The 13,535-nt window shown below is 49.3% G+C and carries 13 protein-coding genes; 8 read left to right on the top strand and 5 right to left on the bottom strand.

The features are described from left to right. Position 1 precedes the first annotated feature (1 nt). Positions 2–382 carry a cupredoxin domain-containing protein gene (locus tag ACXX82_RS04540; protein WP_322232398.1) on the top strand — a complete coding sequence of 127 codons (381 nt, stop codon included), beginning with the start codon at positions 2–4 and terminating at the stop codon, positions 380–382. Positions 383–508: 126 nt separating this feature from the next. Here the strand turns inward: ACXX82_RS04540 and ACXX82_RS04535 are convergent, their stop codons facing one another. Beyond that, positions 509–1,039, bottom strand: coding sequence for a PaaI family thioesterase (locus ACXX82_RS04535; protein ID WP_323506773.1), 531 nt, complete (start codon positions 1,037–1,039; stop codon positions 509–511). 664 nt (positions 1,040–1,703) lie between these two features. Between ACXX82_RS04535 and ACXX82_RS04530 the strand changes: the two genes are divergently transcribed. Next, positions 1,704–2,045 (top strand): hypothetical protein, encoded by a 342-nt coding sequence (locus ACXX82_RS04530; RefSeq protein ID WP_458562505.1) that lies wholly within the window; start codon positions 1,704–1,706, stop codon positions 2,043–2,045. A 102-nt stretch (positions 2,046–2,147) separates the two neighbouring features. Next, a complete protein-coding gene (locus ACXX82_RS04525) occupies positions 2,148–4,523 on the top strand; it encodes a TonB-dependent receptor (protein WP_458562504.1) in 2,376 nt (791 codons plus the stop codon). A 234-nt stretch (positions 4,524–4,757) separates the two neighbouring features. Here ACXX82_RS04525 and ACXX82_RS04520 read toward each other — a convergent pair whose 3' ends face one another. Genes ACXX82_RS04520 through modA form a run of 3 tightly spaced genes read right to left on the bottom strand, consistent with a single transcriptional unit; the run spans position 4,758 to position 6,967 of the window. Then, positions 4,758–5,450 (bottom strand): sulfate/molybdate ABC transporter ATP-binding protein, encoded by a 693-nt coding sequence (locus ACXX82_RS04520; protein WP_322232394.1) that lies wholly within the window; start codon positions 5,448–5,450, stop codon positions 4,758–4,760. Between the two features lie 7 nt (positions 5,451–5,457). Beyond that, on the bottom strand, positions 5,458–6,129 hold the full coding sequence (gene modB / locus ACXX82_RS04515) for a molybdate ABC transporter permease subunit (protein ID WP_322232393.1): 672 nt from the start codon (positions 6,127–6,129) through the stop codon (positions 5,458–5,460). 58 nt (positions 6,130–6,187) lie between these two features. Beyond that, positions 6,188–6,967 carry a molybdate ABC transporter substrate-binding protein gene (gene modA / locus ACXX82_RS04510; RefSeq protein ID WP_458562503.1) on the bottom strand — a complete coding sequence of 260 codons (780 nt, stop codon included), beginning with the start codon at positions 6,965–6,967 and terminating at the stop codon, positions 6,188–6,190. Between the two features lie 182 nt (positions 6,968–7,149). Here modA and ACXX82_RS04505 point away from each other — a divergent pair, with 182 nt between their 5' ends. From ACXX82_RS04505 to ACXX82_RS04490, 4 genes are all read left to right on the top strand, one after another. Next, positions 7,150–7,521, top strand: a complete 372-nt coding sequence (locus ACXX82_RS04505) for a winged helix-turn-helix domain-containing protein (protein ID WP_322232391.1) — start codon at positions 7,150–7,152, stop codon at positions 7,519–7,521. Positions 7,522–7,726: 205 nt separating this feature from the next. Continuing rightward, on the top strand, positions 7,727–9,472 hold the full coding sequence (locus ACXX82_RS04500) for a ClcB-like voltage-gated chloride channel protein (protein ID WP_322232390.1): 1,746 nt from the start codon (positions 7,727–7,729) through the stop codon (positions 9,470–9,472). A 206-nt stretch (positions 9,473–9,678) separates the two neighbouring features. Then, positions 9,679–10,215, top strand: coding sequence for a hypothetical protein (locus tag ACXX82_RS04495; protein ID WP_322232389.1), 537 nt, complete (start codon positions 9,679–9,681; stop codon positions 10,213–10,215). Positions 10,216–10,567: 352 nt separating this feature from the next. Continuing rightward, positions 10,568–11,473, top strand: a complete 906-nt coding sequence (locus ACXX82_RS04490) for a 23S rRNA (adenine(2030)-N(6))-methyltransferase RlmJ (RefSeq protein WP_322232388.1) — start codon at positions 10,568–10,570, stop codon at positions 11,471–11,473. A 122-nt stretch (positions 11,474–11,595) separates the two neighbouring features. Here ACXX82_RS04490 and ACXX82_RS04485 read toward each other — a convergent pair whose 3' ends face one another. After that, the gene (locus tag ACXX82_RS04485; protein WP_458562502.1) at positions 11,596–12,516 is read right to left on the bottom strand and encodes a methylglyoxal synthase; all 921 of its coding nucleotides are present in this window, start codon (positions 12,514–12,516) and stop codon (positions 11,596–11,598) included. A 271-nt stretch (positions 12,517–12,787) separates the two neighbouring features. Between ACXX82_RS04485 and greB the strand changes: the two genes are divergently transcribed. Beyond that, positions 12,788–13,345 (top strand): transcription elongation factor GreB, encoded by a 558-nt coding sequence (gene greB, locus ACXX82_RS04480; protein ID WP_322232386.1) that lies wholly within the window; start codon positions 12,788–12,790, stop codon positions 13,343–13,345. Positions 13,346–13,535: the final 190 nt, after the last annotated feature.

Genomic DNA, 13,535 nt, shown 5'->3' with positions numbered 1-13,535 from the left:
CATGAATGTGAATACAGAACGCCGCCAGTTTTTGATGGGTATCGCAAGTGCCGGGGCTAGTGCCATTTTCGCAGTGACGATCCCAAGCGGTGCGTTGGCAGAGACACCCAATGAAGTAATAAAGGTGGTGGCGAGTAGATTTACGTACGCGCCTAATCGCATTATGTTGAAGCGAGGACTCCCGGTGGTATTGGCGTTCTCGACGCTTGACATGCCAATGGGATTTAATGCGCCCGACTTTGGTATTCGCACAGATATTTTGCCTGGAAAAGAATCACGGATACGTTTTACGCCGGATAAGGTCGGAGAGTTTATTTTTCACTGTGATTTATTTTGTGGTTCTGGTCATGAGGATATGACCGGTGTGCTGGTGGTGACATAACCAATAGTTATGCGTAATGACAACAGTAAAATAAAATACTCAGTCAAAGGTGTTCTCGCTCGTCTCACTGGCCAGAGTGATTCGAGCGATAGCGAGCTACCTGTCTGGAAAAATCACGAAAAAAAATTAAGGCAGTGGAAAAATCAAGCAGGTGGTAGTCGCGTGCGCGTATATTTTGCCATCAACATCAACGATGTTTGCTTCGGCTACGCCGACTTGTTTTCCGACCTGGATCACTTTTCCGATGGCTCTGACCGGACCTGTTTTTTCAGTTAATGCACGGAGCAGATTTACTTTCAGTTCCAGTGTGGTGTACCCGATCCCCTTGGGAAGCATTGTGTGCACTGCGCACCCGAGTGCGGAGTCGAGTAGTGTGCAGAAATAGCCGCCATGAACGCTGCCAAGCGAGTTGTAATGCTTTCGGCCGGGCGTACCCTGAAACACGACACGGCCTGGCTCACCTTCGAGTGGAATAAATTCCATCGTCTCTCCAATATGCAAAGACGGCAATTTGCCTTCCCAGATATGTTGGAGAAATTCTATGCCGCTAAGCTCTTTCAGTTGTGCCAGAGTCGCCACTCCTGGCGGGGCGAGTCGCGATCTTACGTCTGCTTCTTGCGCCTGCCAAAGGGTTAATATTTCTTCGCGGCTGTTCATTTGTATCCTTGGTCTTAATATTACAAAAAATCGATGAGAGTAGACCGTTATTTCGTCCGACGATAAAAATAGAACTTACGCAAAGCCGCCCCAGCGGCGTTGTGCTTTCCTTGCCGCCTACGGACCCGACCTGCGCGGCCCGAAACTAACATACTGTCTGCGTCGGTAGGGTTGGCAAGCCAGTTGCTGGGATAATTTTGCGCAACTCACTTAAAAAAATAATGATGATCATCACAATTTATTCAGCATGATTATGCCTTGATGTAGTTATTGGTGTTGAGAGGGCGTTTGGAAAATCCACTGCGTGAATTAGGTACGTCCTAAAAATGCGATAAATTGTGGAGGTCGTCTCAATTTTGCAACTAAGTTGCATTTTTGTTGCAACTCAGTTGCATTTTTGTTGATGAAATCTTGGTTGGCATTTAAACTAGGCAGTATTGCGGTGCTAATGGGGTGCAGTCAGTTTACTTTGGCCATCATCCCCTTTTGCCGATCTATTTATGATCTTTGACCGCCCTGTTATTTACATGAACGACACGCCATTTTTTCTGCTGACACTACTGCCTTTGTCGATTAATCACGCTGCAAAGAGCGATCTGAAAAGCGATCTGGCTTTGTTAGGGCGGAACCTTGAGGGTAGAAATAGTCGGTCTTCGGGCGAACCATGCAATTGATCGTTTTAAATAGTTTCCCGCGTCGGCGAATGCTCAGGACGCGCTTCTATCAAATCGCTTTGTGGTGTGCGGTGGCTATTTTGGTGGCGCAGCTGATTGGCATTGCTTTTCATCGCCATAGTTTGCTTGAGGAGTCGAGAGAATGTGTTAGCTGCAATCTTGCCGTCCATGTACCGGCACCGCCTTCGTTGCTGCCGCTCATGGCGTTGGTACCGATGCTGGTTTTTGTGTATCACCTCGCCCCCGACAAGGCGCATTTCTTCGCGCTACCGCTAAGAGGTTATCTCACGCCGCACTCACATGCGCCGCCGCAGTTTTATTCTCGCAGTTAACTTCCACACTATTTTGATGCAGTTAGGCGACGACAGCCTGGTTATAACTTGTTTATAGCCTGGATGGAGCGCGGTTGCATTTTGCCATTTCGGAGTTTGAGAATGAAAACACGTTTGTTGCGGCTAAGCGCCTTGATTGCGCTTTCCACCGGTATTTCCACGCCTTTTACTTATGCACAAACAGCACAATCAGCGCAGATTTCGACCCAGAAAATCAGCGGTTTAATTCATGATGCACTCGGTCATCCCTTACCGGATGCAAAGGTTGATTTGAACGACGCGGCAGGTCACGTCGTTGCCACCACCATTAGCGATAATCGGGGAAGTTTTATATTTTCTGACATCGCACCCGGCAACTATGCCCTGAACGTAGATAAGCCAACTTTTTCTCCCGAGAAGAAATTGATCAGGGTGGCCAAAAATGTGTCCAGCCCGACCATTTCTTTGACGTTAATCAGCGCCGAGACTCTGGATCAGATCGTCGTGACGAGTGAGCGGCTTGATCGCGCCAGAAATGGCATTTCTGTAGAAACCGGCAGCAGTATCTATCGGATTGGGCGCAAGGATATTGCCGCACTGCCACAGGGCGAAGACACGCCGTTTAATCAAGTACTGTTGCGTGCGCCTGGTGTGGCACAGGATTCCTATGGTCAACTACACGTGCGTGGGGATCATGCCAATTTGCAGTACCGCCTCAATGGCATACTTTTGCCGGAGAGTATTTCGGGATTCGGGCAGACGCTTGATACGCGTTTTGTCGATAGCGTGAATTTATTGACAGGTGCATTGCCAGCCCAATATGGTTATCGTACTGCGGGTGTTGTCGACATACATACCAAGACTGGGCAAGTTGAAAACGGCGGTAATATCGGTGTTATGTTCGGAAGCAACAATACCCGACAAATTAGTGGGGACGTCAGTGGCTCCCATGATGCATTTAGGTATTACCTCAATGGATCTTTTGATGCAAACAATCTCGGTATTGAAAATCCGACCGGCGCATCGACCGCTCTTCATGATCGGACATTGCAAAATAAGGGATTCGGTTACTTTTCTTATTTGTTGAATCCCGATACGCGGGTTAGTTTGATCCTTGGTACTTCGGACGGCCGCTTTCAGATTCCCAATACCGCTGGAGAAACACCGAGCTTTCAGCTCAATGGCGTCAATAGTTATCCTTCGGCGAACGTGAATGAGCGCCAGCGAGAGACTAATCGCTATGGCATTCTTGCCTTGCAAGGCGTGATCGGTAACGACATTGACTATCAAGTTGCTGCATTTAGTCGCTATTCCAAAGTGTTATTTGAGCCCGATCCGGTTGGCGATTTGCTTTATACGGGTGTCGCCTCGCGCGTTCTGCGTACCGGATTGGCAAATGGTTTGCAGGCAGACGGAAGTGTTCGCCTAAATGACAGTCACACATTGCGTGCCGGTATTTCTTATACTCGCGAGAGCCTCAAAAATAGCAATGATTCACTGACATTTGCTGCTGATGACAACGGCAATCAGATGGGAACGCAACCATTTTCGATCAATGACCAAGGTCAGAAGACAACCAATCAGACCGGCGTCTATTTGCAAGACGAATGGAAACTAAACGACAAGTTCACCATCAACACCGGTGCACGGATGGATTGGTTAAATGCTTATGTGTCGGCCAGTCAGTTTAGTCCGCGTATCGGTGTGGTCTATCAGATGACGCCGCGTACGACGTTTCACGCAGGCTATGCAAAATACTTTACGCCACCAACGAGTGAGTTGATCGCTGCAACGACAGTCGCCAGCTTCAATGGCACGACTAACGCTGCAGCGAATAATCAGAACGATGCGGTGCAGGCCGAAAGTGCCGATTATTTCGATCTTGGCGTTGTGCATCAATTGACGCCGCATTTAACGATTGGATTGGATGGATACTACAAAAAAGTGAAAAATATGCTGGACGAAGGCCAGTTCGGCTCCGCTTTACTGTTCACCCCGTTTAATTATGCGCAAGGGAAAGTGATCGGTCTGGAGTTAACCCTCAACTACCGTAACGATAATCTTGGAGCGTATTTCAATGTGGCGCGCTCGTCCGCATTAGGAAAAAATATTACCTCAAGCCAGTACAACTTTGAGCAAAGTGAATTGGACTATGTATCCAATCATTGGGTCCATTTGGATCACGATCAAAGTATGACCGCATCGGCTGGCGTTTCGTATCTTTGGCAGGGCACGACATATAGCGCAGATGCGCTGTACGGGAGTGGCTTGCGTAGTGGCTTTGCTAATACTGAACATTTACCTTCATATACAGAAGTCAATCTTGGTGTAAGTCATATTTTTAAAGACTCTCCGGTAGGAAAACTGACGACGCGTCTAAGTGTTATTAACGTGTTTGATCGGGTCTATCAAATTCGCGATGGTTCAGGGATTGGAGTGGGCGCCCCGCAATTTGGTCAGCGTAGGGGCATGTATGTGGCGATGACTAAATCTTTTTAGCGGATAGACGAAAAATCGCCTCAGCGGCGTTATCCCTCCTGGCCTTAGTTTCGTAATGTCTTCTTCGGTCTGCCTTGCTGAGACGTTTTTGCGTCAATCCTTGATTAAGCTGTGTTTGACGGCAAAATCACCGCTTTTCTGGCTTATACTAAAAAACAACGCATTGATATTTTAAAAGCCGCGCTCCAGAAGATCGCGGCTTTTTATCATTTAGCAAGGCGCTTTCGGCAGAACTCAACTCGAACCCGGAGACGTTATCTTATCCGCGGCAATCCTTCCATCCCGTATTTCGAATACGGCATCCCCCAACAGGGCGACATCAGCGGGATCGTGAGTGATCACCAGCATTGGCACATCGAGTTGCTGTTGGAGTGCGCTTAGTTCACTTCGCATACGATCACGTAATGCTGGATCGAGGGCTGAAAATGGTTCGTCGAGCAGTAAAATATCTGGTTCGAGAACTAACGCGCGGGCCAACGCCACGCGCTGACGTTGACCGCCGGACAGTTGATGCGGATAGCTATTGGCGGTGGTATTAAGCTCGAATAATGTCAGCCATTTTTTGACCGCCGGAAAGTTGTTTGCTTTGCGTGGATTGAACCAACCAGATCGCAGACCGAAGGCAATATTTTGTGCCACGGTTAAATGTGGAAACAGCGCGTAATCCTGAAATAGATAAGCAACCTTGCGCTGTTGCGGTTGCAGATTAATGTTGCTGGCTTGATTAAATAGTTGTCGTTCATTGATGCGGATGAGACCTTGGTCCGGCGTCAGTAGCCCCGCAATGGAAAGTAACGTCAGGCTTTTACCTGCACCGGAAGGTCCAAATAGGACAATCCGCTTGCTATCGGAGATGAAGTCGATATCGAGTTGAAAACGGCGATCATCGGCTTGTAATTGTTTGCGGATTTGAACTTTAATGGTCATGGTTTGTTCAATACGCCCGGCGCGGATTTTTTGGTACCAAACGTCCCGCGATCAGCAGTAGTAAGACGCAGGTCACGGATGTAATCAATACCAATAAATTGGCCGTATTGTCGTCACCCGCTTGCACAGCTGCATAAATAGCGACTGATAGTGTTTGCGTGCGGCCTGGCAGATTACCTGCAATCATCAAAGTCGCACCAAACTCGCCAAGTGCGCGGGCGAATGCCAGTAAAACACCCGCGCTGATGCCTTTGGATGCAAGCGGTAGTGTGACGCGGAAAAACACAGCAACTTCTGAAATGCCGAGAACACGTGCCGCATTCTCCAATTGTGGATCAACGTTTTCGAACGCGGCGCGCGCAGATTTTAATACTAGTGGAAATGCGACGATGGTGGATGCGATAACCGCCCCTTGCCATGTGAAGACCAGCTCAATGCCCCATTTTTCAAGCCATTCACCGACCACGCCCCGGCGACCCAGAACGACTAATAAATAGTAGCCGAGCACGGTCGGCGGTAGCACCAATGGCAACGTCAGGATCGAGTCGACCAAATCACGGGCCGATGAGCGCCAGCGCGCCAATCCGTAGGCGATGGCGACGCCAAAAACCAAATTTAATAGCGTCGCCCAGCCTGCGACTTTGAGCGAAAGAGCAAGTGGAATCCAGACCGCATTCATCGGGTATCAATCATCGATATGCTTTATCATTTTTGGCTTTAGTCAGTAGCGTTAGTCGTTAAGGTTTCAAAAAACCATAGCGGGCCAGCGTTGCCTGACCTTTGGCCGATAATACGTAGCTAATAAATTGTGCGGCAACTGCCGGCTGTTTGGTGTTGGTCGTCATGGAAATCGGATACGTCACCGGCGTGGTGGACGGGACGCGAACGGCGACTTTCACTTTTTCCGGCATGATAGCGGCATCGGTCGAAAATACAAAACCGGCATCGACTTCATCACGTGCCACGTAATCCAGACTTTGCCGAACGTTTTGCGCAGGAATTCCCTTTGCTTCGACGGCGGTCCATAAATTATCACGCTCCAGAGCGGCTTTAGTATAGCGACCAACTGGAACTGATGCAGGATTGCCGTAAGCGACACGTTTGACGGCGGGCGACAGCAAATCTTTAAGCTGGGTGATTGCCAGCTTGCTATCTGCCGGAACGATCAAGACGATTTGGTTGCTCGCGAAGTTTTTGCGGCTTACGGATTGCACCGCTTTTCCTGTTTCAGCCTTGTTCATCGCATCCTGATCGGCGGAGGCAAACACGTCTGCCGGTGCGCCTTTGACGATTTGTTGCAATAAAACGTCGGAGGCAGCGAAATTCAGGATGACCTTGGTATCGGGATGTTGGGCTTCAAAGTCTTGCGCCACTTCTTTAAAAGCATTGGTCAGGCTGGATGCGGCTGAAACGATCAGATCTGCAGCGTGTGCGGATGCGCTCGACAGCATGAGTGGCAATGCGGCGACAACAACGACGGCAAAGCGTTTGAGTGTTGGTAGCATGCGTGGTGTCATCAGAGTTCTCCGAAGGTAAGATGATAGTAGGCAACTAATGAAAGTAACCCGGATAGAGCAAAAACGATAGCGAAATATATGGCAGGATATAACGAGCGTCAATACTTATAGTTTTGCAGTAATCGTTCCGAATAGTCATAAGTGTCTGGCGGCGACCATCTTCGACTTGCTACAATCAGTGCATGACACATACTAAATCGATACGGCTGCGAGTAATGCGGGGTGGAGTTATTGCATTTGGGCCCGGTAAGGCGGCGTTGTTGCTAGCTATCGCCCAATATGGATCGATTTCCGCCGCAGCGCGCGCGCTGGGGATGTCCTATCGGCGTGCGTGGTTACTGGTAGAGGAAATGAATACCAGTTTTCAGGAGCCATTGGTGGCAACTGCAACTGGTGGTGCAAACGGTGGTGGGGCGCGCATCACTGAATTGGCCCAAACAATGCTGAGGCGATATGAACACATGACCGCGAAAGCAGAAGTCGCGGTAGCGCAGGATATGGCGTATTTTGAGTCCCTGATGGCGTCAACAGTCGACGTTTCTCCTGGCGAATAGAGGTTTTCGCGTCAATGTGATGATGACGATGCTTAGTGACATCGGTGCAGTTTTCAGCCCTGACGTGCAAGAATTGACTATGCTGTACCGGTCGGGACCCGTATTCCGATCTGCATGCCGGCCTGTAATGCCGATCAATAACGTTATAAAAAATGTGTTTCTTGTAATTTAATCAATCGTATAACTCAGGATCACGCCATTATTTATGCGGACCACTCTTCTTGAATATCGAATCCGCATCCAGCGCCTATTTCATTTTTCTCCCAGCCATTCGATGCTGTTATGGGCGGTAATCGTTGGCGTGTTGGGCGCGCTGGCAACGGTTCTGTTTCGTGAATGTATCGTTGGCTTGCAATTGTTGTTGACAGGGGAAAGTGGCAGTTTTGTGAGCATCGCAAAGGGCTTGCCATGGCACTGGCGGGTAATATTGCCGACCGGCGGCGGCGTTGTGGCCGGTTTGATTCTTATACTGGCAAAACGGGTGCCATCCGCGGCTACCTCGGATTACATGGAGGCAGTCGCGATTGGTGATGGCAATATTCCAGTTCGCCATAGTCTTTTGCGCAGTTTGTCTTCGTTAGCCACCATTGCATCGGGAGGATCAATCGGGCGCGAAGGATCAATGGTGCAGTTATCCGCGCTGGCGGCTTCTCTGGTGGGGCGTTTTACGCATTTTGAACCTGGTCGTTTGCGACTTTTGGTGGCATGCGGTGCGGCGGCAGGTATTACATCCGCTTATAACGCGCCGATTGCCGGAGCTTTTTTTGTGACTGAAATCGTTCTTGGCGCGATTGTGATGGAGAGTTTTGGTCCGGTAGTAGTTGCCGCGGTTGTTGCTAATATGACTATGCGAGCGTTGCCGGGTTATAAACCGGCCTATGAAATGCCCGCCTTTCCAACGATTGCCGGGGCCGAAATAGTACTCTTCGTCATGCTCGGTATTTTGGCCGGTTTCGCAGCCCCGCAGTTCCTGCGTTTATTACAAACGTCTAAAAAACAATTTCAAAAGACTAAATTACCGCTTCCTTTAAGGTTGGGTTTGGGCGGTTTGATTGTCGGCGTCATATCGGTGTGGGTTCCTGAAGTCTGGGGTAACGGCTATAGCGTAGTGAATTCGTTGTTGCATACCTCATGGCTATGGTGGAGTGTTGTGCTTATAGTGGTGGCCAAAGTTGTGGCAACTGCGGTTACGGCAGGTTCGGGTGCAGTTGGTGGTATTTTTACGCCGACCTTGTTTGTCGGTGCAGCGATTGGGTTTTTGTTCGGCCTGGCGGTACATGCACTATTACCCAATGTCAGTTCTCCTCCATTTGCGTACGCTATTGTTGGAATGGGGGCGTTTTTGGCTGCGGCGACTAGTGCCCCTTTGATGGCGATCTTGATGATTTTCGAAATGACGCTGAGCTACTCGGTGATGTTGCCGCTCATGTTGTCATGCGTGGTTGCTTATTTCATCGCCCGCAGTCTGGATGGCGCATCGATGTACGACATCACGCTGAAGCGCAATCGCGATACGCAGGAGCGATTGCGGCTGCGTGGAATACATATGAGTGATCTGATTCGTCCCGCAGATACGGTTCTTTCAATGGACGCATCGTTCGATGAAATGAGTAGCCTGTTCTTGAAATATCCGGTGAAGTATATCTATATCGTTGATGAAGCTCAGCACTATTGTGGTGTGGTGGCGCTACAGGATATTACGTCGGTTTTATTAGATAAAAGTGATACTTCAGGTCGTGTAGCGGCTGATTTTTTACGTCGGGAATTTTTGCATATCATCACTCCCGATATGTCATTAGGTAATGCGTTACAGTTATTTCTGGATCACCAAGGCGAGCGTTTGCCTATTGTGCGCAGTCAGGCTGAACCGGTGTTGTTGGGAGCTATTTTCAAGAGCGCATTGCTGGAGGCTTATTTCCGTCTGGACAACGTAAAAGGCTATGCGGGGTAGGCCAGTTTTTGTGGCTTACATTTTTGGCGCGATGCAACACGCTGCCCAAGCCAGCAACCAGCTATACGTTCGCGTTAGCCGTTTGTCGTTAGTCCTTACGATTTTGAATTAATCTTAGTAGGTGCACTCTTACTAATCTCTGCGGCAGTGTCAGTTAAAAGACTTTCCAGCGTCCCTTTAAAAGAGGGAAAGAAAGGCAAGGTGCAATGTTGATTCCCAAATGGTTACACGCTCGTACTGAACCAAAAATTACATTTGAGACACCTATTCCGGCTTCTGACGTCGCCATGGATATTGTGCGACGTCGTTGTCAGGCATTGGTCGCCCGTCGTGCGATGTGGTCGGCCGGGGCCTCGGCGTTGCCGGTGTTTGGGGTGGATATCGCCATCGATATTCATTTGTTGTCAGGTCTAATCCAAGATATCAATGCAGAGTTTGGTCTGTCACCAGAGCAGATTGAAGTTCTGCATCCAACCCGTAAAGTCGCCATTTACAGCGTCATTGTGGGCGCTGGCAGTACCTTGGTTGGCCGTATCGTGACGCGTGAATTATTGCTCAAAATATTAATGCGCAGCGGTGTCAAGCTGGTCAGCAAAAATGCCGTCAGATTGGTTCCGATAGCTGGGCAGATGGTCTCTGCTGCGATTGGTTATTCCGCTTTTCGCTCGGTGGGCAATCGCCATATTGATGCTTGCGTTAAAGTTGCCAAAGAATTATCTAAAATGCAATCTTTGCCGGATTAACCACTAGCGGTGGAAGAACCGTTTCGCAAAATCTTGACCGAATTGTGAGGATGTTAGGGCGAAAATGCGTGCAGAATGCACACTTAGTCGCCTAAAACAGGGCTAAAAGTGTGATATCTGCCATCGAGTCGCTGAAATTGTTAAAATACGCCTCTTCTCCATTGCAAAGCAGTTATTTGGACTATTTATAGTTCAATCCAGAAAGCTTGCGCTAGCCACGAATTGCAACGTACCGCATACGACAATCATCGTGCGAGGCGGATCTTTTTTTTGTTGCTAACCACATCGACAAAAACGCTGCCGCGCTGCCGATATGCAGTTGGAATCACCCTTTACCAAGATAGATATTTTTATGCTGAGTTATCGCCACGCTTTCCATGCAGGCAATCACGCTGACGTGCTGAAGCATCTCGTGACCATCCAACTGCTTGATTACCTCGGCCAGAAGGATACCGCTTATACCGTCATTGACACCCACGCAGGCGCGGGCGTGTATGCGCTGGATGGCGGTTATGCGTCAAAAAATGCTGAGTTTGAAACCGGTATTAGCCGTCTTTGGAGCCGTAAGGATTTGCCGCCAGCGCTCGCCGAGTATGTCAATGTAGTGCGCAAACTCAACCCGGACGGCAAACTGCGTTTCTATCCTGGCTCGCCGTATTGTGCGGATATCACCATGCGTGAACAAGACCGTTTGCGTTTGTTTGAACTGCATCCAAGCGACAGCAAGATATTGACTGACAATTTCCGCAAACTGGATGCGCAGCGTAGTCATAGTAACAGTCGTGGTAAACGCGTCATGATTACGCAGGGTGATGGCTTTTTGGGTTTGAAGGCATTATTGCCGCCGCCGTCGCGCCGTGGTTTGGTCTTGATTGATCCGCCTTATGAAGTTAAGGACGATTATCGTTTGGTAAAGAATACGCTTGAAGATGCGCTGTTGCGCTTTTCAACCGGAACTTATGCGGTGTGGTATCCAGTGCTAAATCGCATGGAATCGCGTCAAATGCCGGATAAATTAAAGCGTCTGAAAGCAAATGGCTGGCTCAACGTCACCTTGACTGTCAAGACACCGTCGCCGGATGGTTTCGGTTTGCACAGTAGCGGTATGTTTGTCCTCAACCCGCCATGGACGCTTGAGCCGCTGTTAAAAGAATTGATGCCGTATCTGGTGAAAACACTGGGCACGGATTCAGGCGCTGGCTTTACGCTGGAATCTGGTGCGACTGCAGCGGTGAATACTGGCACGCGTCGCGTGTAACTGGTAATCGCCGAATCCGCAGCAATAACATTGGCAGCGTTTCCGCTATGGGAACGCTGCCTTTTTCGTTGTATTGCAAGAACATTCCGAATGCGAATACAGTTAACGAATGGTCAGTTTTGTTAGTTACTTTTCAGTGAAACGCGCTTTTCCAATAACGTTAACCAGCGTTCGCCACATCCCGCATCATTGATACACAACGCATAGTCAGTCACCGTGCGCGCAGCACGCTCAAGCAACTGAATGTCTGCTTCATGTTGGCGAGCGACGTGCGGATCTTCAAGGAACAGCACGCGCCGACATTGCTGACGATCCAATATCAGTTCTGCAATTTGTGCGTCGCCACCCATTGGGCCACTCAAAAAGGGTTTCACCCAATGACTTCCGGCTTCTTCGCCTTTGATTTTTTGCGCCAATTTGTTGAGCAGACTACCGGTAGTACCGGTCGCGCAGCGAAACGCAAATTGATCGAGCAGAGAAAAATGGCGTTCGGCAATGGCCAGCATGCGTTCTTTCATGGCGTCGTGCGCAATCAGCGCGATGCCTTCATTCGCAAGATCAAAGGACAGGTCAAGCTCTGGATTCGGCACTGCGCCGAGCGCGACGGACTCCAGTTCCAGCCATTCCCGCGCACCTGCTAACGTCGATAAAAAAGGCTTACCGTGAATCACGCACTGACGTTTCAGCGCCACGGCTTCCGGGAAGGTTGACGACGGATCCACTGGATCCATCAAATAAATCACTGCATCGAGCGTACGCGTTGGATCACTATCGACTACGCGCGAGACCAGTTTCATCAAACCGCCTTGTCGTCCGTAGGGAAAGCGCTCCACGTGTGGATAGCCGTCAAGCAAGCCAAGCTGGTTGATTGCATCCAACGTGCGGCCGACGACGATTAAATTCGGCTGTAAATGCTGTTCAATTGCTGCACGACTACCATTTATTAACTGCGCAAGCGGTGAGTGCGGGGCGTCTTGATGCGTGCGGCTTGAGGCCAAGCCGATGCGGTAGGGGCGACGATCACTGGCGGAAATGACTGGCATATGGCGTTATGTCCCAAAGGGAAGAAATGGAAAATGGTACTGCAAACACTAACGGAGTGAATCGCTCATAGATTCTTATCTCCGTTGCTGTTATTTAGTACGCTCTTATTTAGCAGTAACTGGGCTGCAACTAAGCAGTAACTAAGCAGTAACGTCCCATTCTGCTCAATGATCGCAGGTTAGCCAGTTTGAATACTTGCATACCCGATGCCGTCACAATTGCTTTTGGCAAATTTGCGGGTGATGGCGAAATCGCACTACAATACTAAGTATGAATAAAGCCTTTGTCAAAGAATCCGATGGCGATGACGACGATCTGGAGTTTGGATTGCCGCCAATTCCTGCGGGCACCAAAAATTATATGACGCCTGCCGGGCATGCGCGCATGAAAGCTGAGTTGCTCGATTTGATCGATAACGCGAGGCCTGAAGTTGTCCGCATTGTCTCGTGGGCGGCCTCAAACGGAGATCGCTCTGAAAATGGCGATTATATTTACGGCAAGCGGCGATTACGTGAAATTGACCGACGGATTCGATTTTTGACCAAGCGCCTGGATCAGGCTGAGATAGTCGATCCGAGCGTGCATCATGGTCGCGATCAGATTTTTTTTGGGGCAACAGTGCGCTACCAAAATCATGCCGGCGAAGAGCACACGGTGACTATCGTTGGGATCGACGAGCTTGATCCGTTACATGGAAAAATTAGCTGGATTTCACCGGTTGCACGTGCGCTGACCAAAGCGCATGAAGGCGAGTTCGTCACCTTGATGACACCTGCCGGATTGGATGAGTTAGAAATACTGGATGTCGAATATCCCGCATCTTCCTGAGGTGAAAACGATTGCGCATGTGATCCGCGTTGGTGGTTATTTCGACGACGGCAGACTATCTTAAATGGATCACAAAATTGATACTTTGGCGAAAAATAGGTTACAAAGTTATAAATGGGTGTTGTTTTTCGACAACGTCATGAGGACGAAATATTGATTCACTAGCATGCCTCCTTTTCTACAGGAGACA

Source organism: Glaciimonas sp. GNP009 (genome assembly GCF_054343755.1).
The sequence above is the reverse complement of the archived record's forward strand: the minus strand, read 5'-3'. Positions and strand labels throughout refer to the sequence as shown.